Source organism: Neoroseomonas oryzicola, assembly GCF_012163135.1.
Taxonomy (GTDB): domain Bacteria; phylum Pseudomonadota; class Alphaproteobacteria; order Acetobacterales; family Acetobacteraceae; genus Neoroseomonas; species Neoroseomonas oryzicola.
In genome coordinates this window covers 505,517-529,516 of sequence record NZ_JAAVUP010000002.1, presented here as the reverse complement: position 1 = coordinate 529,516, position 24,000 = coordinate 505,517, and the positions used below count along the sequence as shown (strand labels likewise).

Below are 24,000 nucleotides of genomic sequence, written 5' to 3'. Positions count from 1 at the left end.
TGGGATGCTCCTCAGCGTGAGCCGCGGGCGGCGGGGCCGTCCTCGGCCACGTCGCGCAGGGGAATGTCGGCCTGGGCCTGGTAGTAGGCCTTCTTCGACGGGCGCATGACGAACCACAGCATCCCGATGAAGAGGACGAAGAACCACACCACCCAGAGCGAGCGCAGGGTCGGCAGGTGCTCGATCAGCGTCTGCATCTCCACCTCCTCAGGGCTGGCGCAGCTGCGCGGGCGTCACGTCGCGGAAGTCCACGAGCGTGCCGAGCATCTGCAGGTAGGCCACCAGCGCATCCATCTCGGTGATGCGGGCCGGATCGCCGTCGAAGGCGCCCTGCCGCGCGCGGGCGTAGCGGCCCTGGAAGGCCGAGCCGTCCGCGTCGGGGCGCGCCTGCGCCTCAAGGTCGGCGCGCGCATTGGCGATCATCTCGTCCGTGTAGGGCACGCCCACGGTCCGCAGCGCCCGCAGCCGGTCCTGGATGTCCGTGTAGTCGAGCGGACGGTCGAGGAAGGCGTAGGGCGGCATCACCGAGGCCGGAACCAGCGCCCGCGGGGAGCGCAGATGCGCCGCGTGCCAGTCATCCGAGTAGCGGCCGCCGACGCGCGCGAGGTCCGGCCCCGTGCGCTTCGAGCCCCACTGGAAGGGGTGGTCGTACATGCTCTCGGCGGCGAGGCTGTAGTGGCCGTAGCGCTCCAGCTCGTCGCGGAAGGGGCGGATCATCTGCGAGTGGCAGAGGTAGCAGCCCTCCCGCACGTAGATGTCGCGGCCCGCCTGCTCGAGCGGGGTGTAGGGACGCACGCCCGAGACGCGCTCGATGGTGGTCTCGACCGCAAAGAGCGGGACGATCTGCACCAGGCCGCCGATGGAGACCGTGATGAGCGTGAGCACGCCCATCAGGATCAGGTTGCGTTCGATGACGCCGTGATCGCGAAGCCAGCGGAACATCGGTGTCTCCTCCTTATTCCGCCGCGACGGCGATGGCGGAAGCGGGTGCGGCCTCGGGCTCTGCGGCCTCGCTGCTCGTCACCGTCTTCCAGAGGTTGAAGGCCATGATCAGCGCGCCGGAGAGGTAGAGGACGCCGCCGAGCGCACGGATCACGTAGTAGGGGTGCATCGCCTCGACCGTCTCGACGAAGGAGTACTGGAGGAAGCCGAGCTCGTCGTAGGCGCGCCACATCAGGCCCTGCATGATGCCCGACACCCACATCGCGGTGATGTAGAAGACGATGCCGAGGGTCGCGAGCCAGAAGTGCCAGGCGATCAGCTTCTCGCTCCAGACGCCCTTCTTCCGCCACAGCACGGGGAACAGGTAGTAGAGCGCGCCGAAGGTGATGAAGCCGACCCAGCCCATCGCGCCCGAATGCACGTGGCCGATGGTCCAGTCGGTGTAATGCGACAGGCCGTTCACCGCCCGGATCGACATCACCGGGCCTTCGAAGGTGGACATGCCGTAGAAGCCGACCGCGGTCACCGAGAAGCGCAGCGCGGGGTTGGTGCGCAGCTTGTCCCACGCGCCCGACAGCGTCATCAGGCCGTTGATCATGCCGCCCCAGGAGGGCATCCACAGCACGACCGAGAACACCATGCCGAGCACCTGCGCCCAGTCGGGCAGCGCGGTGTAGTGCAGGTGGTGCGGACCGGCCCAGATGTAGAGGAAGATCAGCGTCCAGAAGTGCACGATCGACAGGCGGTAGGAATAGACCGGCCGGTTCGCCTGCTTCGGGATGAAGTAGTACATCATCCCGAGGAAGCCCGCGGTCAGGAAGAAGCCCACCGCGTTGTGGCCGTACCACCACTGGATCATCGCCCCCTGCACGCCCGCGGGCGCCGAGTAGGAATGCGAGGACCCGAAGCTGACCGGGATCGAGACGTTGTTCCCGATGTGCAGCATGGCGATGGTGATGATGAAGGCGAGGTAGAACCAGTTCGCCACGTAGATGTGGGGTTCCGCGCGCCGCAGGATCGTGCCGCCGAAGACCACCAGGTAGACGACCCAGACGAAGGTCAGCCAGAGGTCCACGTACCATTCGGGCTCGGCGTATTCCTTGCCCTGGGTGATGCCGAGCACGTAGCCCAGCGCCGCCATGACGATGACGAACTGGTAGCCCCAGAAAAGGAACCAGCCGGCGTCGTCGCCGCCGAACAGCCGCGCGCGGCAGGTCCGCTGCACGATGAACAGGCTGGTGCCGAGCAGCGCGTTGCCGCCGAAGGCGAAGATGACCGCGCTGGTGTGCAGCGGGCGCAGCCGCCCGAAGGTCGTCCATTCGAGGTCGAGGTTCAGCAGCGGGTAGGCCAGCTGCAGGGCGATGACCACCCCGACCAGGAAGCCGACCACGCCCCAGAAGGCTGTGATGGCGGCGAAGGCGCGGAGGGGGGCTTCGACATACGTCACCTCCCCCGCGCTCGATGCCTGGCCGGGGGCCAGGGCGGCGGTTGCAGTTGCTGCTGCCACGACCGATTTCTCCCACAGGGACGACAGCCGCGGACTCGCGGTGCTCGCCATGACCGGAGACAAGACCCGGCCCGGTGCTCCGTCCTTGATCCGGATCAATTCTTCCGCAGCGCAGCAGGCTAGTGTGACATCTCGACACGCGGCCCGGCCGCACGCAGTTGGGAACGCCTGCCATGCCGAGCGACGCGGAAACCGCGCCCCGCCAGATCATCATCCGGGAAGTGCCGCCGGACCGTCCCTGGGCCTGGCTGACCGCCGGCTGGCGGGACCTGATGGCCAATCCCCAGATCGGCTTCTTCTATGGGGGCGCGCTGACGGTGGCGGGCTGGCTGCTCGCGCTGCTGCTGCTCTGGGCGCAGACCGCCTGGGCAATCCTGCCGGTCTCGGCGGGCTTCTTCATGGTGGCGCCGCTGCTGGCCGCGGGGCTCTACGAAGCCTCCCGCCTGCGGGAGGAAGGCAAGCCGGTCACCTTCGGGGCCTGCCTGGCAGGCTTCACGCGCAATGGCGGGCAACTCGCCTTCATGGGGGTGGTGCTGGTGGTGCTGCACCTGTTCTGGATCCGGGTCGCGGCACTGATCTTCATGCTGATGTTCGGGCTGAACTTCGCGCCCTCGCTCGAATCGCTGCCGATGGCGATGCTGCGCTCGGACATGCTGCTGCCCTTCCTGATCGTGGGAACCGGGGCGGGGGCGGTCCTGGCGGCGGCGGCCTTCGCGATCTCGGCGGTGTCGATCCCGATGCTGGTCGACCGCGACATCACGGCGATGGAGGCGATCGTCGTTTCCATCAGGACGGTGACGACCAATCCCGGTGCGATGGCCTTCTGGGCCGGGCTGATCGTGGTCTTCACGGCGATTGCGATGGTGCCGTTCTTCCTCGGCCTCGCGCTGGTCATCCCGCTGGTCGGGCACGCCACCTGGCATGCCTACCGGGATCTGGTCCGGGCCTAGAGCAGATCCCGATCAGGTGGAATCACCTGATCGGGCAAAGATGCTCGCGAAAACACAAGCCTGGAGGCGTTGCCGTGAGCCATGGCGAACGGAAACGGCTCTAGCGCCGGATCGCGGAGAGCAGGTCCCAGCGATCGTCGCGCCAGGGCTGGGCGGCGGGCGTCACGGGTCGCCAGCCCTCCGCCGCCAGCCGCGCCGTGAGCGGCCCGTCCCGCGTGATGGCGATCCAGGCCGAGGGCACGTTCTCGACGATCCGCTCGAGGATAAGCGTCCTCGTCCCTGCCTCGCGCGCCGCCGCGGCGAAGAGCGGCGCCAGGTCGAAATGCGAACTGCTGACATGCACGGCGATCGCCCCGCCGGGCGTGAGCCGGTCGAGGAACTGCGCGATCGCCTCGGCGGTCGCCATGTGCACCGGGATCGACACGCCGGAATAGGCGTCGAGGACGATCAGGTCGACCGATCCCGACGCCCGCGCGAGCAGCTTCAGCCGGCCGTCGCCGATCTCGATCGGCGGATCGCCGCAGCCGGAGAGAAACCCGAACCAGCGCCGGGCGCTGTCCACCACGGCGGGCGAGATCTCGATGAAGGAGGGCCGGAACCGGTCCGACGCGTAACAGGCCATGGTCCCGGGCCCGAGGCCGACCAGGACAGCGGACATCGGCGGTGCGGAGGACGGCCGCAGGTCAAGCATGGCCGCGATGAGCCGCCCCGCGCCGGCCTCGCGGTGATAGTAGCTGGACGGTTCGAGCCGCCGCGCGGGGTCGCGCCATTCGAAGCCGTGCAGCGTGCGTCCGTGCGACATCTGGCGCTGCTCCGCAGTGTCGGTGACGGTGACCGTCCCGTAGAAGTCCCGCGCATGGGCGACCGCCGTGCGTCCGCGCTGCGGCAGCAGGATGGGGGAGAAGGCGACGAGCGCAGCCATCAGCGCCCAGACCAGGCGCGCGCTGCCCGGGCGCCCGAGCGGGACAAGCAGCAGCAGCGCCGCGAAGGCGAACGGGTATTCGATGGCGCGGTCGAGCAGCAGCGGGGCGACGACGGCATTGGCGAGCCCGCCCAGCGCCCCTCCGAGCGAGACGTTCAGGTAGAAGCCGGTCAGCGCCGCCGCCGGCGGCCGGCGCAAGGCGAGCATCCCATGCGCCATCAGCCCGGCGCCGAGCAGGCCAGCCACGTGCAGCGCCACCCCGATCGCAGGGTGCGGCGCGCTGATGATGGGGTGGTGGAATTCCATCAGCAGCAGCGGGCAAAGCGCCATCACCGCCACCCGGCCCCACCGCGCCGCGGCCTCGGGGTGCGCGAAGGCGAGGATCCAGCTGGCGAGGTAGACGGCGAGCGGCACGACCCAGAGCATCGGCACCGGCGCGACCATCACCGTGACATGTTCGGTGACGCCGAGCAGCAGGCTGGACGGCAGGGCCGCCAGGATCAGCCAATCGAGGCGGAACGCGCCGGGGCGCGCCTGCCCGTCGCCGCGCAGCGCCGGGCGGCGCAGCGCCATCCAGGCGCAGGCGGCGAGCCCGGCCGCGCAGATGCCGAAGGCCTGCACCCAGAGAGCGCCCTGCTGGTGCAGGGTGAAGGCGGATTCGATCAGCAGCGGATAGGCGAGCAGGCCGAGGAAGCTGCCGGCATTGCTGACGGCGTAGAGCCACCATGGCGCCTGGCCGACCGCGCGCGCGTACCAGGCCTGAAGCGCCGCGGCGTTCGCGCCCAGCACGAGCACGACGGGGCCATAGGCAAGGCCGAGCGTCACCAGGACGTCGAAGGTGGGGCCGAGGCCGGTATCGCGCGGCGCGGGGACGACCGGCACCAGGACCAGGCCCAGGATCGCGAGCCCGAGATGCACCATCGCCGCCGCGCGCGCCCCGAGCAGGGTCGAGACCGCATGGAACAGCGCGCTGCCGGCAAGCAGACCGATCTGGAAGAACAGCATCACCGCCGTCCAGATCGCCGCCCCGCCGCCATAGGCCGGCAGCAGCGCCTTGCCGAGCATCGGCTGCACGGCAAAGAGAAGCGCCGCCGAGACCGCCACGGTCGTCGCGAAGGCCGCCGCCGCCAGGCGCGAGGGCGAAGGGTCCGCTGTTTCGCTCACGCACCCCTCCTTCGTCCGATTCGGCAGCGCTTCTCGTTCCAGTAGCGGCGCATCGGGCGGAAGGGAACGGCGTCAGGCCGCGACGCGCACCGCCATCGCCGCGAGCATCACGCCGTTGATCGCGAACAGCGCCGCGCCCGCCGCGCGCATGCCGGGGCCCGCGCGCCGCCCGAAGAAGCGCCCGAGCAGCGCGACGCCGACGAGTGCGGGCACCGTCCCCGCGACGAAGGCCGCCATCGCCAGCGCCCCGCCCAGCGCCGAGCCCGTCGCCGCCGCCCCCGCCAGCGCGCCGTAGAGCAGCCCGCAGGGCAGCGCCGAGAGCATCAAGCCAAGCGCCACGCCGCGCAGCCCGGTCGGCGCGGCCAGCAAGGCACCGAGCCGCCGCTCGAGCCCCGCGGGCAGGCGCGGTGCCGGCATCCGTGGCAACAACGCCGCGACCCGGGCCGAGGCCTGGGCGAACATCAGCAGCGCCGCGACCGCCAGCAGCGCGGCCAGCAGGAACCGGAAGCCGGTCCCGAACGCGACGATGCCCGCGAAGCCCCCCGCCGCCGCGCCGAGCGCCCCGTAGCCGAGCATCCGTCCCAGGTGATAGGGCGCCAGTGCCGCGCCCGAGAGCCGCGCCAGCATGCCTCCGCCCGCCGCCCGGTCCGCGACGGCTGCCGCCTGCGCGATGACGAAGGGCCCGCACATGCCCGCGCAATGCGTCGCCCCGCCCGCGAGGCCCGCGAGGAACAGCGCCGCCATCACCGCCGGCACGCCGCCGGGGCCGAGCGCCGTCAGGTCGTGCAGGCAGTTCGCGAGGAAATCCATGACCGCTGTCTAGCATGCGCGCCACGCGGGGGCTTGCGCCGCCGCAAGGCCTCGTCAGCCGGGGCGGCAGGGACTACACGCGAAGGGTCATGCGTCCCCTCGCCCTCACCATGGGAGAACCCGCCGGCATCGGCGCCGAGATCGCCGCCGGCGCCTGGTCCGCGCTCCGCGCCACCGGGCCAGTTTTCTTCCTGATCGACGACGCGACACGGCCCTTCGCCGTGCCCGTCCGCCCCATCGCCGCGCCCGAGGAGGCCGCCGCCGTCTTCCCGGACGCGCTGCCGATCCTGCACCGCCCCCTGCCGCACGCGCCCGTCGCCGGAAAGCCGGACACCGCGAACGCGCCGGCCGTCATCGCCGCGATCACGGAAGCGGTGGATCTGTGCAAGGCGGGCCGCGCGGCGGGCGTGGTGACCAACCCGATCCAGAAGGCGACGCTGACCGCGGCGGGGTTCAGGCATCCCGGACACACGGAATACCTCGGCGAGATCGCTGGGGCCGGCGTGCCGCCGATCATGATGCTGGCCTCGTCCGACCTGCGCGTCGTGCCGGTCACGGTGCACGAGGCGCTGGCACGCGCCATCGCGCGCCTGACGCCGGAGCTGATCGCCGAGACCGCCCGCATCACCGCCCGCGCGCTGCGGGAGGAATTCGGCATCGCGCATCCTCGCCTCGCCGTCGCGGGACTGAACCCGCATGCGGGCGAGGCCGGCACCATGGGGCGCGAGGACATCGACATCGTCGCCCCCGCCGTCGCCCTGCTGCGCGCCGAGGGCATCGACGCGCGCGGCCCGCTGCCTCCGGACACGATGTTCACGGCACTCGCGCGTCCGACCTACGACGCGGCGATATGCCTCTACCACGACCAGGCGCTCATCCCGATCAAGACGCTCGACATGGCGGGCGGGGTGAACGTGACGCTCGGGCTGTCCATCGTGCGGACCAGCCCGGATCACGGCACGGCGCTCGACATCGCGGGCACGGGGCGTGCCGATCCGTCTTCGCTCATCGCCGCGATCCGCCTTGCGGCGGACCTTGCCCGCGCACGGGGGACTGCATGAAGCCGCATCTCGATTTCTCGGTGAACGTCGACCACGTCGCCACGCTGCGCAACGCGCGCGGCGGGACCTTCCCCTGCCCGGTCGAGGCCGCGCGCATCGTCGTCGCGGCCGGCGCGGACGGCGTGACGATGCACCTGCGCGAGGACCGCCGCCACATCCGCGACCGCGACGTGGAACGCGTGCGCGCCGAGATCGACGCGCCGCTGAACTTCGAGATGGCCGCGACCGAGGAAATGGTCGCCTTCGCCGAGCGCATCCGCCCGCCCTATTGCTGCCTGGTGCCGGAGAAGCGTCAGGAACTGACGACGGAAGGCGGCCTCGACGTGCTGCGCGCTGCGCCGTTCCTGACGGAGGCCATCGACCGGCTGAAGACCGCGGGCGTGCGCGTGTCCATCTTCATCGAGGCCGACCCGGCGCAGATCGAGGCCGCAGCCCGCCTCGGCGCCCAGGCCATCGAGCTGCACACCGGCACTTATGCCGAAGGGGCGGTCGAGAACCGCGCGGCGCAACTCGCACGCCTGAAGCGCGGCGCGGAAGTGGCGAAGGCTGCGGGGCTGCTCTGCCACGCCGGGCACGGGCTTTCCTACGACACGGTCGGCCCGATCGCCGCCTGGCCGGAGGTCACCGAGGTCTCCATCGGCCACTTCCTGATCTCGCAGAGTGTCTTCGAGGGGCTGGAGGCGACGGTGAAGCGCTTCCGGTCCATCATGGACGCCGCGCGCAACGCCTGAGGAACCGCCATGCCCACGCTGACCGTCGACGGCTACCCCATCGCCTATGCCGAATCCGGGACCGGCAAGCCCGTGGTGATGATCCATGGCACGCTGGGCGACCAGCGGTCCTGGACGGCGCAGATGACGCCCTTCGGCGAGCGGTTCCACGCCATGGCCGTCAGCCTGCGCCATTGCTGGCCTGGCCAGTGGGAGGATGGCGGCGACTTCACCATTGCGCGCCACACCGCGGACATCGCGGGCTTCATCAAGGGGCTCGGTGCGGGGAAGGTGCGGCTGATCGGCCATTCGCGCGGCGGGCACATCGCCTTCCGCGTCGCGCAGCATCATCCGGAACTTCTGTCGGCGCTCGTGCTCGTCGAACCGGGCGGGGAGCTGGACGAGAGCCTCAGCGGCGCGCCGCCGGCGGGCAAGCAGGGCGCGGCCTTCGCCAAGGCCGCCGCGCTGATCGGCGAGGGCAAGGTCGAGGAAGGCCTGACCGTCGTCGCCGAGCACACCGGCGGCCCCGGCGCCTGGGAGAAGCGCTCCGAGGCCCGCAAGGCGGTCAACCGCGCCAATGCGCGCACGCTGCTCGGGCAGATCAACGAGCAGCGCAAGCCCTACGCCCGCGCCGAGGCGCAGGGGATCGCGACACCGACGCTGCTGATCGGCGGCGCGCAGTCGCAGCCGCAGTTCGGGCGCATCCTCGATGCGCTGGAACCCACGATGCCGAATGCGACGCGCGTGACCATCGCCCGCGCGGCACACAGCGTGCAGGCGGACAACCCGGCGGATTTCAACGCCGCGGTGCTTGCCTTCCTCGAAAGGCATTGACGGGCGGGGGCCTCACCAGGAAGCATCCGCCCATGTCCGCGCGCCCCATGATCCTGACGCTGCGACGCCGTCGTCCGACGGTGCTGCGGGGGCGTGCGCCCGGACCGACACCGCGAGGCCGACGCGGAGCCTAGGCTCCCGCCCGCCCTCCCGGTTCCCGGCACCCCGCCCACCTCACGGTCGGCGGGGTTTTTCATGTCCAGCAGCAGGAATGCCCCATGGCCCCCGTCACGCCCACGGCCCTTCGCCTCGCCACCCCGGCCGATGCCGGGGAGATCCGCGAGATCGTGCGCGCCGCCTATGCGCGATGGGTACCGCTGATCGGTCGCGAGCCGATGCCGATGCGCGTGGACTACGACCAGGCGCTGCGCGAACACCGCTTCGACTTGCTGCAGCGGGGTCCGCGCATCCTTGCGCTGATCGAGACAATGCTCGAGCCCGACCATCTCTGGATCGAGAACGTCGCGGTGCGGCCAGAGCTGCAGGGCCAGGGGCTCGGGCGGCGGCTGCTCGCCCATGCCGAGGAGCTCGCGCGCGCCGCGCGTCGGACCGAGTTGCGGCTGCTGACCAATGGCGATTTCGCCGCGAACATCGCGCTGTACGAACGCAGCGGCTACGTCGTCACCTCGCGCGAGCCCTTCATGGGTGGCACGACGGTCTACATGCGCAAGGCGCTGTAGCGGTCAGGCGTCGGTGAACTGCAGGGCGGCAAGGCGGGCGTAGAGACCGCCCTCGGCCAGCAGCGCCTCATGCGTGCCGGTCGCGACGATGCGCCCGGCCTCCATGACGACGATGCGGTCGGCGCGGCGCACCGTGGCCAGGCGATGCGCGACGACCAGCGTCGTCCGCCCGCGCGAGGCACGCGCGAGCGCCTGCTGCACGGCGTGCTCGCTTTCGGCGTCGAGGGCGCTCGTCGCCTCGTCCAGCAGCAGCACGGGCGCGTCGCGCAGGATGGCGCGCGCGATGGCGACGCGCTGGCGCTGCCCGCCCGAGAGCGTCACGCCGCGGGCGCCGAGATGCGTCGCGAAGCCTTCCGGCAGCGCCTCGATGAAGCCGAGGGCGGAGGCGGCCTCGGCGGCGGCGCGGACCTCGGCGTCGGTCGCCCCGGGGCGGCCGTAGCGGATGTTCTCGGCGACGGTGGCGCTGAAGATCACGGGGTCCTGCGGCACCAGGCCGATGCGGCGGCGGAGGTCCTCGGGCGCGGCGCGGGCGATCTCGACGCCGTCGATCAGGATCGCGCCCTCGGTCGGGTCGTAGAAGCGCAGGAGCAGCGCCAGCACCGTGGTCTTGCCGGCGCCCGAGGGGCCGACCAGCGCAACGGTCTCGCCCGGCGCGACGTCGAGGCCGAAGCGGTCGAGCGCCTTGGCCTCCGGGCGCGAGGGATATCGGAAGGTGACGTCGCGGAAGGTGACGCGGCCCCGTGGCGCGGGCAGCGGCACGGGGTTCGCGGGCGCGGCGATGGCGGGCTGCACGGCGAGGATCTCGGCCAGCCGGTCGGCGGCGGCGGCGGCGCGCTGGATCTCGCCCCAGAGCTCGGAGACCGTCGCGCCGGCGCTGGCCAGCAGCACGGCGTAGAAGACGAAGGCGGTGAGGTCGCCGCCGCTCATCCGCCCCGCGATGACGTCCTGCCCGCCCACCCACAGCGCGAAGGTGATGGCCCCGAAGCCGAGCAGGATGACCGAAAGGATCAGCGCCGAGCGCGTCAGCACGCGACGCAGCGCGGCCTGCACGGAACGTTCGGATTCCGCGCCATAGCGGGCGCGTTCCGCATCCTCATGCGTGAAGGCCTGGACGATGCGCATGGCGTTGATCGCTTCCTCGGCCGTGGCGGCGAGGTCGGCGACACGTTCCTGCGCCGCGCGCGACAGGCGCCGCTCGCGGCGCCCGAAGGCGACCATGGGCAGCAGCACCAGCGGCACCACCACGGCCATGAGTCCGGCGAGCTTGGCGCTGGTCAGCACCAGCATGGCGAAGGCGCCGATGCCGGTCAGCGCGTTGCGCAGCCCCATGGAGATCGCCGATCCGATCAGCGATTGCAGCAGCGCTACGTCGGCGGTCAGGCGCGACATCAGGTCGCCGGTGCGCGCGACCTCGAAGAAGCGGGCATCGAGGCGGGTCAGGTGGTCGAAGACGGCGCGCCGCAGATCGGCCGCGACCCGTTCTCCGAGCCAAGTGACCAGGTAGTAGCGGCAGGCGGTGGCGATCCCGAGCGCGGCGACGATGCTGCCCATCACCATGGCCGCACGGTTGAGCGCACCGGCGCCGCCGCCGAATCCATCGTCGATGATGTGCCGCAGCCCCTGCCCCACCGCGAGGGTCAGCCCCGCGGCCAGCAGGAGGGCCGCCGCGGCCCCGAGCACGCGCCCCAGATAGGGCCGCAGGAAGGGCAGCAGCAGCCCGAGCGCCGGCACGCCGCCACGGCGCACGCCACCCGAGACGTCAGACATCAGGTAGGCCCTCGCGAGGCGTCACGGCCGCCACCTGCGGATCGAGGCGCTGCCTCGATCCGGGAGCGCGAAGCGCGACTGCGCCCAGACCAACCGAGGCCGCGTGCGCGACAGTCCAGGGCGCGCAAGCCAAGCGCGCGGATGCGCGCGCCGGCGTCTGAGGGTCAACAAAAACTTCGGATCGAGGCACGGCCTCAATCCGGGAGCGCACAGCGCGACCGCGCCCAGACCGCCAGTCGCCGCCAGCGCAGCAGCGCAGGGCGCGTCAGCCAAGCCGGCGAATGCCGGCGCCGGCGCCTGAGGCATCAAACATGCTGCCCGCCGTTGATGTGGAGCTCGGCGCCGTTCACGTAGGAGGACGCCTCGGTGCAGAGGAAGTAGATCGCCTGCGCGACCTCCTCCGGCCGGCCGAGGCGGCGCATCGGGATCTGCTCCTGCACGATCTTCTCGGTGCCGGGCGACAGGATCGAGGTGTCGATCTCGCCGGGGGAGATCGCGTTCACGCGGATGCCGAGCGGGGCGAAGTCGGACGCCATCTCCCGCGTCAGCCCGGCCAGCGCGGACTTCGACGTGGAATAGGCGACGCCCGCGAAGGGATGCACCCGGCTGCCGGCGATCGAGGTGACGTTCACCACCGAGCCCTTGGCCTTCTGCAGCGGCCCGACCAGGCCGCGCGCGAGCAGCACGGGGGCGAAGAAGTTGACGCGGAAAACCTTGAGCCAGCCTTCGAGATCCATCTCGAGCGAGCCGAGGCGCGCCCCGCCCGGCCCCTTGGGCGAGATGGCGGCGTTGTTCACCAGGGCGTCGAGGCGGCCCTCGTCGGGCTCGAGGCGCTTGGTGATCTCGGCCACCGCCTCCTCGGTCGCGGCGGGGTCGGTCAGGTCGAGCTGGATGTGGTCCTCGGGGCCCATCTCCCAGGGGCATTGCTCCGGGAAGGGCTGGCGGGAGACGGTGATGACCCGCCATCCCGCGGCCGAGAAGCGCTTGACCGTCGCGTGGCCGATGCCGCGCGAGGCGCCGGTCAGCAGAAGGACGCGGCGTGGCCCGTTGCTCGTCCTGCTGCGCGTTGCCGTGCTGCCCGCCATGTCACTCGCCTCGTTCGAACCGAGTGGCGGGTATAGCCCGGAAGCGCCGGGTGGACACCCGGCGCCCTTGCCGTCAGGCCGCGAGGCGCTGCGGCGCGGCCGCGAAGGCCGCGGCCCAGGCGGGGGCCGAGCGCAGCAGTCGCTCGAGCGCCGCGACGGGCAGGGATTCGGCGTATTCGACCGCGGTCACCGTGGTCTCGTCCCAGTGGCGGGCGATCTCGGTCACGGCCTGGACGGCGGGATTCGCCGCGGCGGGCAGCGCGATGGCGCCGCCGGCGGCCAGCGCGGCGGCGCGGCGCGCGGCCACGACGATGCGGGCCGCTTCCTCGAGGCGGAGGCGGTCGTTCAGGGAGCCGTCCGCGAGGTCGGACAGGGTCCGGGTCAGGGCGGCGGTCTGGGTGCGGTTCGACATGGTCATCGGTGTCCCCTTATGGGCGTTGCGCGCGGCCTCCCCCGCCGCTCGCATGGCTTGAGGTGGGGGCGCCCGTTGCAATGCACAAGCGGCAGGTCGCGATGACCGGCATGTCGCCGGCGGATGTGGCCGGACAGGGGCGTTATTCGGGCTCGATTCCGGCAGCGCGGGCCTGTTCGCCCCAGAAGGCGATCTGCTGGCGGATGAAGGCGCCGAATTCGGCCGGGGTGGTCGTCACCTTCTCGATGCCGACCTCGCCGAGGCGGCGGACCGTCTCCGGCCGGTCCCAGACCTTGCGGATGGCGGCGTTCCAGGCGCCGACGACCTCCTCGGGCATGCGCGCGGGGCCGACCGCGCCCATCCAGGACAGCATCTCGAAGCCCGGCAGGCCGACCTCGGACAGCGCGGGCCAGTCGGGGAACAGCGGCGTGCGCTGCGCCGAGGTGATGCCGAGCGGCTTGAGCCTGCCCTCCTGCAGGAAGGCGCGGGAGGACGCCACGTCGGCGAACATCGAGGTGACGCGCCCGGCGATCACGTCGGTCATGGCGGGCGGGCTCGAGCGATACGGGACGTGCGTGACGTCGATGCCGCCGATTCGGTTCAGCATGGCCGCCCCGACCACGCCGGTCGTATTGCCCGACGCGCAGGTCAGCTGGCCAGGCTGCGTCTTCGCCAGGGCCAGGAACTCCTGCATCGAGCGCACCGGAACCTGGTCGTTCACCGCGAAGACGAAGATGTAGGTCCCCATCCGGCTGAGCGGGCTGAAATCGGCAACGGCATCGTAGGTCGGGCGCTTCATCAGCGCCGGCGTCGCCCCGTGCGGGCTGTTCGTGGTGATCATGACGGTGTGGCCGTCCGGGGCGGCCCGCGCGGCCGCCACCGCGGCGATCGCACCGTTCGCGCCCGGCCGGTTGTCGATCACCACCTGGATGCCCCAATCCTGCTCCAACAGAGATCCCAGCATGCGCGCGACGGTGTCCGTGCCGGACCCGGCAGCGAAGGGCACGACCATGGTGACCGGGCGGCTGGGCTTCCAGGCTCCCTGGGCGCGCAGGACGGCGGGGGCGAGCAGCGGCGCGGCCAGCAGGGCGCGGCGCGCGAGGATGAGGGCCATGGCGTGTTCCTCCGGACGGTTTGGTTGGGCGGCACCCTCGCAATCGCGCAAGCGCTTGTCCACCTTGGGTATTGGGGCGGCTTGGCGCGCGGGGGCCGGATCGTTCTGCGTGACACGGCGATCACGTCTGACGGAGCCGAGGGCGTCGGTCGGGCCGCCGATGCTTGACCCGGCGCGGGAATGCAGTCCATGACCGGGCCCATGCTGCCGGTCCCCCGCCCCGCCCTGAGGCTGCTTGGCCTGCTGCTTCCCATCCTCGCCGTGACGCCCGCGGAGGCGAACGCCCCGCAACGGTCCGAGGCGGCCGCGCCGGCGCGCCCGGCCCAGGCGCCCCGGGCGCGGGCGCAGACCGCCGCGGCCGTCGCCCCGGCGCCGCGCCCGCCCTCCGACGATCCCTGGGACGCCTGCGCGCGGGCCATCGCCGCGGCCGAGGCCGGCTCCGGCCTGCCGCCGGGGCTGCTCGGCGCCATCGCGCGGGTCGAGACGGGCCGCCGCACGCCGGCCGGCGGCGTCCAGCCCTGGCCTTGGTCCTTCAACGCCGCCGGCGAAGGCCGCTACATGGGCAGCCGCACCGAGGCGGTGGCGGAGGTGCAGTCCCGCCTCGCCGCCGGGACGCGGTCGATCGACATCGGCTGCATGCAGATCAACCTGCTGCACCACCCCGACGCCTTCCCGAGCGTGGATGCCGGCTTCGAGCCGACGACCAACGTCGCCTATGCGGTCCGCTACCTGAAGTCGCTCTACGCGCAAACCGGCGACTGGGCCCAGGCGACGGCGCGCTACCACTCGGCGACGCCCGAGCGGGGGCTGATCTACCACCAGCGGGTCATGGCGGCGATGAGCGGCCAGGGCTTCGTGCCCGGCCCGGCGCCGGGCGTGATCCCCCTGCCCGGCCCGGCGATGGCGGGGCTCTGTGCGTCGGGCCGCGGTGCGGTGCTGCTGATTGGCGCGCAGGCGCCGTCACTCCGGCCGGTCGTGGCCGTGCCGAACGTGGAATTGCGGCTGCAGGGCCGGGCGCAGCAGCCCGCCCGGCCGCGCATCATGTGCCTCAGGACGGCGTCGCGCTCGGCCCCTGGCTGAGCCGCCAGGCGCGGTCGCGGCGCCAGGCGAGGGCGAGCAGGACCAGCCAGGAGGCCGGGACGATCGCCGAATGCGGCCCGGTGAAGGCGATGACCTGGGTCGATACGCAGGCCAGCACGATCAAGGGCCTCTCCCAGGCGAGGTAGCCCTGGCGCATGCCGGCGCGCCAGAGGAGGGCCCCGGCGACGACCAACGACGGCGCGTCGTAGACCCAGGTATAGGGCGTCATGAGGAAGGAGGCGGCGATCGCCGCAGTGGCGCGGGCCTCCTCGGGCCCTTCAGGGCGGCGGAGCCAGAGGCGCAGGACGATCGCGGCAACGGCGGTGGCGAAAGCGAGATGCACGGCCCAGGCGGTGTTGGGTAGCTCGGTGATGCCGAGCACCAGCGCGAAGACGGATTGTATCCGCGGCAGCACGGAATTCGCCGCTGCCAGGTAGCGATCGTTGCTGAGTGCGACGCTTTCGAGAAAGCCCTCCAGGATCCCCGGGCCGAAGACGAGAACGGCCGCCGACAAGGCGGCAATGGCGGTCGTCGCTGCCGAGGCGAAGACGCGCCATCGACCGGTCGCAGCCAGGATCAGCGGCGGCAGCAGCCCGAACTGCGGCTTGTAGGTCAACAACCCGAGGGCCACGCCCGCCAAGACCGGGCGGCGATCCATCAGCGCGTAAGTCCAGGCCATAAGCGCCGCCGTCAGAAGCCCGTTCTGCCCGACGGACGCACAGGTGAAGACTGCCGGCGCGCAGAGCGCGAGGATACAGGCGGGAGTCGCAGCCTCGGGCAAGACGCTGCGGATGGCGATCGCCATTAACAGCGCCGTCGCTACCGCCCAGAGGAACCATGCCCAGCCGAACGGTAACAACGAGAACGGCAGGACGGCGAACAGGAAATGAGGTGGATTGATCCAGCCTAGGAATGTTTCGACCTCTTGCTCATCAACGCCAAGCAAGGCGGCCTGCAGCGGGCGGACCTGCGCCCAGTCATAGGCTTTGGCCGCCTGGCCCTCGATCGCCAGCCGGCCTGCCTCGTAGAAGGCCATGAAATCGACGCGCGTCGGTCGATCGGCGAGCACGGTCATCGCCGCGAGCATCGCCAAGTACGAGGCGCAGACGATCGCCCCGTAGAACGCGACCCGCCGGCTTGTGAACACGGTGCCCCGTGGAGGGGGCAACCGACCGCTCAACTGCGGCCGTCGGTCGGCGTGACCTCGATGACCTGACGGTTCACGCGCAGCGTATCGGCCAGGGCACGGAGATCGCCGCTGCCCTCGCCAAGGACCGCGCGGGCGGCGGCTTCGTCGCCGGTCGCGGCGAGGGAGATCGCGTAGTTGGCGGTCACCCGCTGCGGCGCGTCCGAGCGCCGAGCCAAGGGCTCGAGAACCGCCCGCGCTTCATCCGGGCGCCCGTCCAGAAGCAGGGAGAGGCCCAGGTTATTCGCAACCGAGATCGATTCAGGTGAGAGCGCCTGCGCCCGGCGATAGGATTCCTGGGCCTCCGGATGACGCCCCATGAGATCGAGCGCCACGCCCCGGCCATCCAGGGCATCAACGTTGCGCGAATCGGACGCGAGCACGCGGTCGAACAGGGACAGGGCCTCGCCGGCCGCGCCGTTCTGCAGGCGAAGCCGGCCGAGCATCACGGCAAGGCGGCGATCGCTCGGCCGGCGCTCGATCGCGGCGGCGAGGACACGCTCGGCCTGCGGACGGTTGCCCGTGCGCAGCAGCACCATCGCGAAGCGGGCCTGGGCCTCAGCATTGTCAGGATCGCGGGCCGCCGCCGCGCCGTACATCGACAGGGCGATGTCGTTCTGGCCGTTCGCTTCGGCCGCCGCGGCCACGCGCATCCGTGTCCCGGCATCGGGGCTGCGGATCTCGTCGGTTGCGCAGCCCGCGAGCGTGACGGCGGCGACACCCATGCAGACCCGGGCGGCCAGGGACTGGATCATTGCTGAATACCCTGAAAGAGGCCCTTCGAAAGCTCGATCACCGAGGGGCCGACCAGCGCGATGAAGACCGCCGGCATGATAAACAGAATCAGGGGAATGACGAGCAGCGCGGGGAGTCGGATCGCCTTTTCCTCGATGCGGATCATGCGGTCGTTGCGCATCTCGGCGGCAAGCACGCGCAGCGCCTGGGCGAGCGGCGTGCCATATTTCAGGGTCTGGGCCAGCGTCCCGGCGAGGCGTCGGAAGCCTTCGAAATCGGTGCGCTGCGCGAAACGCTCGAGCGCCTGCCGGCGGTCCGGCAGCATCCGCAATTCCTGCACGAGAACCATGAAGGAGATTGCGATTGGCCGGTTGGTGTTCTCCATCTCGCGGGCGACGCGGTCGAGCGCGGTCTCGATGCCGAGCCCGGCCTCGGCCGTCACCACGAGGAGGTCGAGTGCGTCCGGAAGGCCCTTGCGGAGCGATTCCTGGTGCTTGCGCTTGAGATAGGTCAGAAAAAGGTTAGGCCCGAACACGGAGAAGAAGATGCCGATCAGCGCCGCGATGGCGATCTTCGGGCCGTTCATGCCGTTGACGATGCCATACAGCACGCCGAGCAGCGGCAGGCCGATCAGCAGCACAGCCTTGACGCCGATGAACACAGGAACGGCCGCGCGCGCATTGAGCCCCGCCGCCGCGATCGAGAGCTGGAATTCCTCGATGTCCTTCGGCGAGACGAGGGCAGTGTTGCGCAAGGCTTCGCCGAGCTTGCGCAGCGGCGCGACCGCGCCGGCAGCGGCCAGCGCCGCATCGTCCTGCGCGCCCTGCGGCCGCGTCACGCCGCGCAGGCGGTTGGTGAGGTCCTTCTCCTCCGCGCCGCGCGCGAGGACGATGGCAGCCGAGATCGCCATGACCACGGCCGCCACCACGACGATGACGGCCATGACGCCCGTATCGATCTCCACGCCGGCGAAGTTCATCAGTCGGACCCCGCCTTCTTGATCATCCAGCGGATGACGAAGAAGCCAAAAACCGCGAGGCCGATACCGACCGTCGCCATCTTGCGGCCGCCCGGTGTGCCGAACATGTTGTCCAGGTAGAAGGGCTGGATGTTCGCCATGGCGAGCACTGCCACCAGCGGCAGCGCCATCAGGATGCCGGCCTGCATGCGCGCCTCGGCCGCCAGGGCACGCGCGCGCTTGCTGAGCGCGACGCGCTTGCGCACCGTGTCGGCGAGGTTGTCGAGGGTTTCGGCTAGGTTGCCGCCGGTCTGCTGCTGCATGCCGAGCGTCACGGCGAGGAAGGAGAACTCGGTCAGGCCCGTGCGCTTGTACAGCTTCATCATGGCCTGATCGACCGGGCGGCCGATCGCGACATCGCCCAGCATGCGCGCGAACTCGTCACGGAGCGGCGAAGAGAGCTCGGTGGCAACGCTGCGCATCGCCTCACCGACCGGAAGCCCGGCGCGCACGGCGCGGACCATGAGGCCGATCGCGTCCGGGATCTGCTGGAAGATCTGATCGACGTAGCGACCATGTTGCCAGGTGAAGACACCGCGGATGGTGACGATGGCCGAGCCAATACCCACGGGCAGCGCCAGCACGGGATCGAACAGGCGGCTGGAATAGAAGGCGACGACGACGCCGATCACCGCGCCGATCGCGACAACAACGGGCCAGGGAACGACCTGTTCCTGTGGCATGTCCGGATTGAAGCGCAGGAAGCGCAGCACCCGGTCCACGAATGGCAGGTTTTCCGTGGTCTTGAGCCGAATGCTCGGGAGGTCGGTCGCCACCGCGACCTGCACCTGGGTACCGGCCGCCGCCACGCGTTCCTTCAGCCGTCGCGCCTGCCCAGCCTTCACATAGGACAGAAGCCCAGTCACCAGCGCGCCCGTCAGGAGCGCCCCGACCAGCAGAAGGATGCCGCGATCCATGGGTCAGGCGTCCTGGAGGGCGCGCATCCAGGGGTCGAGCATGCCGAAGTAGGACAGCCGCTCGACGAAGGCGGGCCGCATGCCGGGGGAGACCCACGAGCCGCGCAGGCGTCCGTCGGCGTTCTCGCCTTCGTACTGGAAGGTGAAGATGTCGTTCATCGTGATGACGTCGCCTTCGAGGCCGCAGATCTCGGAGACCTGCGACACGCGGCGGCCGCCGTCACGCATGCGCTCGATCTGCACGATCACGTCGACCGCCGCGGCGATCTGTGTGCGGATGGCGCGTGAGGGCAGCGTCGACTGCCCCATCATCACCATGTTCTCGATACGGGTCAGCGCATCGCGCGAGGAGTTGGCGTGGACGGTACAGAAGGACCCGTCATGGCCCGTGTTCATCGCCTGCAGCATGTCGAAGGCCTCGGCACCGCGGACCTCGCCGACGATGATCCGGTCCGGTCGCATACGCAGGGCGTTGCGGACCAGGTCACGGGCGGTGATCTCGCCACGGCCTTCGAGGTTGGCGTGACGCGTCTCGAGCCGCACCACATGCGGCTGCTGCAGCTGCAGTTCGGCGGCGTCCTCGATGGTGACGATGCGTTCGCCATGGTCGATCAGGCGGCTCATGGCGTTGAGCATGGTCGTCTTGCCCGAGCCGGTGCCGCCCGAGATGACGACGTTCAGCCGGCAACGTGACGCGATCTCGAGAATGCGCTGGACCGCCGGCGACATCGATCCGTTTGAACAAAGCGAGCCGAGGTCGTACCGCTTCTTGGCGAACTTACGGATCGAGATGCAGGGGCCATCGAGCGCGAGCGGGGGGAAGACGATGTTGACGCGGGAACCGTCGAGCAGGCGCGCGTCGCACAGCGGGCTCGATTCATCGACGCGCCGGCCGACGGTGGCCGCGATCTTCTGAGCGATGGCCGCGACCTGCGCCGAGCTGCGGAAGCGGACATTGGTGCGGATCAGCTTGCCGCGGACTTCGACGAAGACGTTGTCCGGGCCGTTGACCATGATGTCGTTGATGGTGTCGTCCGCGAGCAGCGGCTCGAGCGGGCCGTAGCCCACCATGTCGCGGGCGATTTCCTCCGCGATGCGGGACTGATCCCGCGCGGAGATTTCCATGCGCTCGCGGCTCGCGAGTTCATGGACGAGGGCATCGAGCTGCTGCCGCAGCGCGGCAGGCGGCAATTCGCCGGCAACGACCGGGTCAATGCGTTCGAGGACAAGCGTCCGCAACCGGGCGAGCTCTGCACTCTCCGAGAGCGCGATGTCGCTCGCGGAGACGTTGACCGACCGCATCTCCATGTCGGTGTTCAACGGAACCGGAAGGGCGTTGTTGCCTTCCGAGCGGCGCCCGAAGGGTCGCATCAGCTGCCTCCGCGTCCAAAGAGCCGCGCGAAGAAGGAGCGCTGGCTGGCGGTCGTGCGAACCGCGGCGATCTCCTGCGTCAGCTGGGCGAGGGCGCGCCGCAGCGGCGGGCTGTCCTTCAGGGCCGGCCGGCCGAGATTGGCCGCACGCGGCAGCTGCCTCGGCAGGTCGGGAATAACCACCTCGGGCGGACCGCCGATGCCCTCGGCGACGAGCTTGATCGGCAGGTAGCCGCGACGGCCGAGCCCATTCAGTACCGTGATGACGCGGCCGGGCGACCCGGTCGCGGTCACCAGCTTCCGCATCGACACGGTATCGCGGATGCTCGCGACTTCAGGTGCCATCACGAGCACGACGTGGCGCGCGCGCTGCAGCACGGCACGTTCCATCGGTCCAGGCGGCATCGGCACGTCGACCACCACGTGGTTGAAGCGCTGGCGCAGCATGTCGAGGATCCGGCGCACGCCTTCCTCGGTCGGCTTGACGTCGGCCTCCATCGGCTCCTCGGCCGCGATCAGGCGCACGCGCTCGCTGATCGGCACGGCGACGCGGTCGAGGAAGAGCGAGTCGACGCGTTCGGGTTCCTCGAGCGCGATGCGCAGGCCGGAGGTCACGCGCGCGCCGAGCATCATCGCCGCCGTGCCGCCCCGCAGATGGAGATCGAGCAGCGCGACGTGGCTGCGCGTCACCTCTTCCAGTTCGAGCGCCAGGTTCACGGCGATCGTCGTCGCCCCGACGCCGCCATGGGCGCCGCACACCGCGGTGATCTGGCCGCCACGGTCATGTCCGCCATCGCCGCCGCCCTGCACATGCGGGGCGAACAGGCGGGCGACGTTGTCGCGGGTCAGCGGCTTGTGCAGGTATTCGTGCACGCCGACATTGCGCGTGATGTCGCGATAGAAGCCGATCTCCGTCCGCTCGCCGACGACGAGGACGCGGACGTCGGGCGTGCAGACGCCCGCGAGATCGTCGAGAGCCGCGAAGGGGTCGTCCACGCCGCTGATGTCGACGATCAGGACGCGCGGCGTCGTTTCCTTCTCGAGAACCTTGACGGCCGTCCGCACCGTGCCCCGGCGCATCTGCGCCCCGAGCACGTCGCCGAGCCCACCCCGGATCGCGGCTTCGCTCGCCTCGTCGGCGACGAAGACAACGAGGGCAGGCCGGTCGGCCGACATGACCGCACCGCCACGGGTGGCATCGGGAACTTCGTGCAGCGGTAGGCGGTCAGCGCGCACTGCCGCCGCTCCCGCCACTGGACACGCCGCCGCCGCCGCCACCGCCACCGCCACCGCCGCCCACAGTAGTGGTCAGGCCGGCCGGAAGACGCGGAATCCGCCCCTGCTCCTGTTGGTTCACGGCAGCTGCGCCCGCTTGGCCGCGATCCGTCGCTGCGCCCACGCCCTGTTGCAGATGCGCCGGATCCGCAACCATGGCGCGTAGGTTGCGATCGTTGATCCCCTGCGCCTGCCAGGTTCCCGCCCGGTCATAGTCGTTCGGCGGGAAATAGGTGTCAGGCGCGCAGGATGCCGTGAGGATGGCCAGTGCCACGATCGGTCCAGCTCGCATCGACATCCGCGTCACTCCACGATGAAGCCGGCCGCGGCAGGCGGCCTGATCTGACGGTAAGGAGCGCCCGAACCGGTCTGGCGACGCAGCAGGATGCGCTCGAGATCCGTTGCAGGGCGGAAAGTGTCCAGCGGCGTGGCGAGTGCCTGCGGATCCGACACCGGCCGCACGAGATACGGCGTGATGATGATCACAAGCTCCGTCTCGTTCCGGCGAAACTGGTCAGACCGGAACAGGGCGCCGAGGATCGGGATCTCGCCGAGCCCAATGAGGCCCGAGTTGTTGTAGGCCGAATTCCGGGTCAACAAGCCGGCGATCGCGAAGCTCTGGCCACTGCCGACTTCGATGGTCGTCTCAGCCCGCCGAACCGTCAGACCCGGGATAGTGACCGTGCCACCGGCAATCGGAAAGGTGACGGCGTTGGCGTTCGACAACTCGCTCACCTCAGGCCGGACGCGCATGTTGAGGCGCTCCGGCGACAGCACGGTTGGAATGAAGGCAAGGCTCACGCCGTACTGCTTGTATTCGACCGTCAGTGCGCTGCTGTTGTTGGAAGCCGCGACCGGCACGGGAAATTCGCCGCCGGCCAGGAAGGAGGCAACCTCGCCAGACTGCGCCGTCAGGTTCGGTTCGGCCAGGATCGTAACGAGCCGGTCCTGGGACAGGGCATCGATGATCCCGTTGATGTCGAAATTGCCGCTCTGGAAACCAAGGCCAATCAGGCCACCGCCCGACGTTCCCGCATTCTGCAGCGCGTTCAGCACCGAACCGACGACGCCGCCGCCGGTGCGCACGCCGACGCGCCAAGTGCCGTCGTTGAAGGTCCCGAGCCAGTTGAAGCCAAGGTCACGTGTGACCTCTCGCGACACCTCGGCGACCCGGACCCGCAGGTTGACCTGGATGCCGGACAGGAGAGTGAGGTTGTTGATCACCTCGCGGCTTTCGCCGCCCATCGCCTTGGCGATCGCCTCGGCCCGCTGGGCATCGGCGGCGGTCGGCACCATGCCCGACAGGCCGATCGCGCCGCGACCGACCATCTGCACCTGCACATTCTGCCCGCCGCGCACCATGCGGCGGATCATGCTCTGGACCTGGCCGGCGGAAACCGCCGGCGCGGCCGCCACGGCTGGGGCCGCCTGGGCAGCACCTGTCGCACTCGCCTGGACGGTGATGTCGAACTCCGCGACCAGCGATCCGTCCTCGCGCGTCGCGATGAGGTTCGTCCGGCCGGCATTCACGCCCATGACGAAAAGGCTGGTCGGGGAGGCCGGTTGCACGCGGGCGATTCGCGGGTCAGCCACGAGCACCGTCACCGCCGCCGACGGCAATTCGACTAGGCGGCCGGACCCCTGCTCGAGCACGATTGGACGGGTGAGCGTCGCACCCGGCACCGGCACGCTGCCCGGCATGGGGATCTGGGCGGGCTGGGCCTGGGCCTGCTGCACCAGCGGGAAGCCCGAACGCGGAAGCGGTGCCGCGGTCGGCATCGTGCTCCGGACGGTCCCCTGCGGGCCGGCTTGCGCCATCTGCACCATCTGCGGCGCCGGCGGCGCTGCATTGAGCGGCACGTCGGCGATGGGCAGCATCGCGGCATCGCGCTGGGCGGAGGCCGGCTGGCTCGCTAGCACGGCGGGACCGGCGCTCGCCAGGACGGTGGGGGCCGGTTCGGCGCGCGCCGAAGCCGGGACCGGCAGGCGCGTTGCGGCCGAGAGGTCCGCGAGGATGCTCTCCGAGGTCGGGGCAGCCGCCGCCTGCGTCGCCGTCGCATCAAGGATGTCGACGACGACCTTGGGCCCGTGATGGAAATGGCGGAACCGCACGCCGGGACGCGCCTCGATCCGGACGACATCACCTTCGGCGCTCAGGCCCGTGACGTTGCGCGGGTACATCCCGACCCCGCCGACCGCGACGCGCGCCGGCTGCGCGAATCGGATGGTCAGGCCGTCGCCGCTCGATTCGGCCTGGTAGGAGGTCTGGGTGGACCAGTCGAAGACCACCCGGCCATAGCCCGGATGATTGCCGACGCGCACGCCGACCTGCGGCGCCGCTCCCGCCGCTGCGCCATCGGCCGACTGCGCCGGCACCTCGCCAGGCACAAGCACCAGAAGGGAAACCGAGGCAAGAAGCGCGAAAGCCGAGCTACGCCACGCCGTGCGACATGCCGATGTC

23 protein-coding genes are annotated in these 24,000 nt (G+C 70.7%); 6 read left to right on the top strand and 17 right to left on the bottom strand.

Annotation, left to right across the window (positions count from 1 at the left end):
- Positions 1 to 11: 11 nt before the first annotated feature.
- The 3 genes from GWK15_RS09075 to ccoN are packed head-to-tail and all read right to left on the bottom strand — an operon-like array spanning position 12 to position 2,500.
- A complete protein-coding gene (locus GWK15_RS09075; protein WP_168040966.1) occupies positions 12 to 197 on the bottom strand; it encodes a cbb3-type cytochrome oxidase subunit 3 in 186 nt (61 codons plus the stop codon).
- A gap of 10 nt (positions 198 to 207) precedes the next feature.
- Positions 208 to 942 (bottom strand): cytochrome-c oxidase, cbb3-type subunit II, encoded by a 735-nt coding sequence (gene ccoO, locus GWK15_RS09070; RefSeq protein ID WP_168040965.1) that lies wholly within the window; start codon positions 940 to 942, stop codon positions 208 to 210.
- 13 nt (positions 943 to 955) lie between these two features.
- Positions 956 to 2,500 (bottom strand): cytochrome-c oxidase, cbb3-type subunit I, encoded by a 1,545-nt coding sequence (gene ccoN / locus GWK15_RS09065; RefSeq protein WP_168040964.1) that lies wholly within the window; start codon positions 2,498 to 2,500, stop codon positions 956 to 958.
- A 122-nt stretch (positions 2,501 to 2,622) separates the two neighbouring features.
- On the opposite strand from ccoN, the gene GWK15_RS09060 reads away from it, so the two are divergent.
- A complete protein-coding gene (locus GWK15_RS09060; RefSeq protein WP_168040963.1) occupies positions 2,623 to 3,399 on the top strand; it encodes a DUF2189 domain-containing protein in 777 nt (258 codons plus the stop codon).
- 100 nt (positions 3,400 to 3,499) lie between these two features.
- On the opposite strand, the gene GWK15_RS09055 is transcribed toward GWK15_RS09060, so the two are convergent.
- Together GWK15_RS09055 and GWK15_RS09050 are read right to left on the bottom strand one after the other, a co-directional pair.
- The gene (locus GWK15_RS09055; protein ID WP_168040962.1) at positions 3,500 to 5,485 is read right to left on the bottom strand and encodes a spermidine synthase; all 1,986 of its coding nucleotides are present in this window, start codon (positions 5,483 to 5,485) and stop codon (positions 3,500 to 3,502) included.
- A 72-nt stretch (positions 5,486 to 5,557) separates the two neighbouring features.
- Positions 5,558 to 6,295, bottom strand: a complete 738-nt coding sequence (locus GWK15_RS09050) for an urease accessory protein UreH domain-containing protein (RefSeq protein WP_168040961.1) — start codon at positions 6,293 to 6,295, stop codon at positions 5,558 to 5,560.
- Positions 6,296 to 6,384: 89 nt separating this feature from the next.
- Here GWK15_RS09050 and pdxA point away from each other — a divergent pair, with 89 nt between their 5' ends.
- From pdxA to GWK15_RS09030, 4 genes are all read left to right on the top strand, one after another.
- The gene (gene pdxA / locus GWK15_RS09045; RefSeq protein WP_168040960.1) at positions 6,385 to 7,356 is read left to right on the top strand and encodes a 4-hydroxythreonine-4-phosphate dehydrogenase PdxA; all 972 of its coding nucleotides are present in this window, start codon (positions 6,385 to 6,387) and stop codon (positions 7,354 to 7,356) included.
- The gene (locus tag GWK15_RS09040; protein ID WP_168040959.1) at positions 7,353 to 8,087 is read left to right on the top strand and encodes a pyridoxine 5'-phosphate synthase; all 735 of its coding nucleotides are present in this window, start codon (positions 7,353 to 7,355) and stop codon (positions 8,085 to 8,087) included. The genes pdxA and GWK15_RS09040 overlap by 4 nt, the downstream gene beginning before the upstream one ends.
- Positions 8,088 to 8,096: 9 nt before the next feature.
- Positions 8,097 to 8,900 carry an alpha/beta fold hydrolase gene (locus GWK15_RS09035; RefSeq protein WP_168040958.1) on the top strand — a complete coding sequence of 268 codons (804 nt, stop codon included), beginning with the start codon at positions 8,097 to 8,099 and terminating at the stop codon, positions 8,898 to 8,900.
- A gap of 218 nt (positions 8,901 to 9,118) precedes the next feature.
- Positions 9,119 to 9,580: a GNAT family N-acetyltransferase gene (locus GWK15_RS09030; protein ID WP_168040957.1), complete on the top strand. Its 462-nt coding sequence runs from the start codon at positions 9,119 to 9,121 to the stop codon at positions 9,578 to 9,580.
- Between the two features lie 3 nt (positions 9,581 to 9,583).
- On the opposite strand, the gene GWK15_RS09025 is transcribed toward GWK15_RS09030, so the two are convergent.
- The 4 genes from GWK15_RS09025 to GWK15_RS09010 all read right to left on the bottom strand — a co-directional run bounded on the left by GWK15_RS09025 (position 9,584) and on the right by GWK15_RS09010 (position 13,958).
- Positions 9,584 to 11,347: an ABC transporter transmembrane domain-containing protein gene (locus GWK15_RS09025; RefSeq protein WP_168040956.1), complete on the bottom strand. Its 1,764-nt coding sequence runs from the start codon at positions 11,345 to 11,347 to the stop codon at positions 9,584 to 9,586.
- A 305-nt stretch (positions 11,348 to 11,652) separates the two neighbouring features.
- On the bottom strand, positions 11,653 to 12,432 hold the full coding sequence (locus GWK15_RS09020) for an SDR family NAD(P)-dependent oxidoreductase (protein WP_168040955.1): 780 nt from the start codon (positions 12,430 to 12,432) through the stop codon (positions 11,653 to 11,655).
- Positions 12,433 to 12,505: 73 nt separating this feature from the next.
- On the bottom strand, positions 12,506 to 12,850 hold the full coding sequence (locus tag GWK15_RS09015; RefSeq protein ID WP_168040954.1) for a hypothetical protein: 345 nt from the start codon (positions 12,848 to 12,850) through the stop codon (positions 12,506 to 12,508).
- A 136-nt stretch (positions 12,851 to 12,986) separates the two neighbouring features.
- The gene (locus GWK15_RS09010; protein WP_209442098.1) at positions 12,987 to 13,958 is read right to left on the bottom strand and encodes a Bug family tripartite tricarboxylate transporter substrate binding protein; all 972 of its coding nucleotides are present in this window, start codon (positions 13,956 to 13,958) and stop codon (positions 12,987 to 12,989) included.
- Positions 13,959 to 14,147: 189 nt separating this feature from the next.
- On the opposite strand from GWK15_RS09010, the gene GWK15_RS09005 reads away from it, so the two are divergent.
- Positions 14,148 to 15,038: a lytic transglycosylase domain-containing protein gene (locus tag GWK15_RS09005; RefSeq protein ID WP_168040953.1), complete on the top strand. Its 891-nt coding sequence runs from the start codon at positions 14,148 to 14,150 to the stop codon at positions 15,036 to 15,038.
- On the opposite strand, the gene GWK15_RS09000 is transcribed toward GWK15_RS09005, so the two are convergent.
- From GWK15_RS09000 to GWK15_RS08965, 8 genes are all read right to left on the bottom strand, one after another.
- Complete coding sequence (locus GWK15_RS09000; RefSeq protein ID WP_168040952.1) at positions 15,007 to 16,113, bottom strand: glycosyltransferase family 87 protein; 1,107 nt, start codon at positions 16,111 to 16,113, stop codon at positions 15,007 to 15,009. The two genes, GWK15_RS09005 and GWK15_RS09000, sit on opposite strands and share 32 nt — an antisense overlap.
- Positions 16,114 to 16,214: 101 nt before the next feature.
- Entirely contained in the window at positions 16,215 to 16,979 is a 765-nt protein-coding gene (locus GWK15_RS08995) for a tetratricopeptide repeat protein (RefSeq protein ID WP_168040951.1), read from the bottom strand.
- Positions 16,976 to 17,938: a type II secretion system F family protein gene (locus GWK15_RS08990; RefSeq protein WP_168040950.1), complete on the bottom strand. Its 963-nt coding sequence runs from the start codon at positions 17,936 to 17,938 to the stop codon at positions 16,976 to 16,978. Before GWK15_RS08990 ends, GWK15_RS08995 begins: the two co-directional genes overlap by 4 nt.
- Positions 17,938 to 18,894 carry a type II secretion system F family protein gene (locus GWK15_RS08985; protein WP_168040949.1) on the bottom strand — a complete coding sequence of 319 codons (957 nt, stop codon included), beginning with the start codon at positions 18,892 to 18,894 and terminating at the stop codon, positions 17,938 to 17,940. The genes GWK15_RS08990 and GWK15_RS08985 overlap by 1 nt, the downstream gene beginning before the upstream one ends.
- A gap of 3 nt (positions 18,895 to 18,897) precedes the next feature.
- Entirely contained in the window at positions 18,898 to 20,265 is a 1,368-nt protein-coding gene (locus GWK15_RS08980) for a CpaF family protein (RefSeq protein ID WP_168040948.1), read from the bottom strand.
- Complete coding sequence (locus tag GWK15_RS08975; RefSeq protein ID WP_168040947.1) at positions 20,265 to 21,500, bottom strand: P-loop NTPase; 1,236 nt, start codon at positions 21,498 to 21,500, stop codon at positions 20,265 to 20,267. Before GWK15_RS08975 ends, GWK15_RS08980 begins: the two co-directional genes overlap by 1 nt.
- On the bottom strand, positions 21,490 to 21,813 hold the full coding sequence (locus GWK15_RS08970; RefSeq protein WP_168040946.1) for a hypothetical protein: 324 nt from the start codon (positions 21,811 to 21,813) through the stop codon (positions 21,490 to 21,492). The genes GWK15_RS08975 and GWK15_RS08970 overlap by 11 nt, the downstream gene beginning before the upstream one ends.
- Before the next feature lie 29 nt (positions 21,814 to 21,842).
- Positions 21,843 to 23,933, bottom strand: coding sequence for a pilus assembly protein N-terminal domain-containing protein (locus GWK15_RS08965; RefSeq protein WP_168040945.1), 2,091 nt, complete (start codon positions 23,931 to 23,933; stop codon positions 21,843 to 21,845).
- Between the last annotated feature and the right edge of the window lie 67 nt (positions 23,934 to 24,000).

Excerpts from the sequence above, each read along its gene's own strand:
- GWK15_RS08985 (WP_168040949.1), bottom strand. The coding sequence starts at position 18,894 with ATGGATCGCGGCATCCTTCTGCTGGTCGGGGCGCTCCTGACGGGCGCG.
- GWK15_RS09035 (WP_168040958.1), top strand. The coding sequence starts at position 8,097 with ATGCCCACGCTGACCGTCGACGGCTACCCCATCGCCTATGCCGAATCC.
- GWK15_RS08990 (WP_168040950.1), bottom strand. The coding sequence starts at position 17,938 with ATGAACTTCGCCGGCGTGGAGATCGATACGGGCGTCATGGCCGTCATC.
- GWK15_RS08995 (WP_168040951.1), bottom strand. The coding sequence starts at position 16,979 with ATGATCCAGTCCCTGGCCGCCCGGGTCTGCATGGGTGTCGCCGCCGTC.
- GWK15_RS09060 (WP_168040963.1), top strand. The coding sequence starts at position 2,623 with ATGCCGAGCGACGCGGAAACCGCGCCCCGCCAGATCATCATCCGGGAA.
- ccoN (WP_168040964.1), bottom strand. The coding sequence starts at position 2,500 with ATGGCGAGCACCGCGAGTCCGCGGCTGTCGTCCCTGTGGGAGAAATCG.
- GWK15_RS09010 (WP_209442098.1), bottom strand. The coding sequence starts at position 13,958 with ATGGCCCTCATCCTCGCGCGCCGCGCCCTGCTGGCCGCGCCGCTGCTC.
- GWK15_RS09040 (WP_168040959.1), top strand. The coding sequence starts at position 7,353 with ATGAAGCCGCATCTCGATTTCTCGGTGAACGTCGACCACGTCGCCACG.
- GWK15_RS09025 (WP_168040956.1), bottom strand. The coding sequence starts at position 11,347 with ATGTCTGACGTCTCGGGTGGCGTGCGCCGTGGCGGCGTGCCGGCGCTC.
- GWK15_RS08980 (WP_168040948.1), bottom strand. The coding sequence starts at position 20,265 with ATGCGACCCTTCGGGCGCCGCTCGGAAGGCAACAACGCCCTTCCGGTT.
- GWK15_RS09075 (WP_168040966.1), bottom strand. The coding sequence starts at position 197 with ATGCAGACGCTGATCGAGCACCTGCCGACCCTGCGCTCGCTCTGGGTG.
- GWK15_RS09020 (WP_168040955.1), bottom strand. The coding sequence starts at position 12,432 with ATGGCGGGCAGCACGGCAACGCGCAGCAGGACGAGCAACGGGCCACGC.
- ccoO (WP_168040965.1), bottom strand. The coding sequence starts at position 942 with ATGTTCCGCTGGCTTCGCGATCACGGCGTCATCGAACGCAACCTGATC.
- GWK15_RS09015 (WP_168040954.1), bottom strand. The coding sequence starts at position 12,850 with ATGACCATGTCGAACCGCACCCAGACCGCCGCCCTGACCCGGACCCTG.
- GWK15_RS09050 (WP_168040961.1), bottom strand. The coding sequence starts at position 6,295 with ATGGATTTCCTCGCGAACTGCCTGCACGACCTGACGGCGCTCGGCCCC.
- GWK15_RS09000 (WP_168040952.1), bottom strand. The coding sequence starts at position 16,113 with ATGACCGTGCTCGCCGATCGACCGACGCGCGTCGATTTCATGGCCTTC.
- GWK15_RS09005 (WP_168040953.1), top strand. The coding sequence starts at position 14,148 with ATGACCGGGCCCATGCTGCCGGTCCCCCGCCCCGCCCTGAGGCTGCTT.
- pdxA (WP_168040960.1), top strand. The coding sequence starts at position 6,385 with ATGCGTCCCCTCGCCCTCACCATGGGAGAACCCGCCGGCATCGGCGCC.
- GWK15_RS09030 (WP_168040957.1), top strand. The coding sequence starts at position 9,119 with ATGGCCCCCGTCACGCCCACGGCCCTTCGCCTCGCCACCCCGGCCGAT.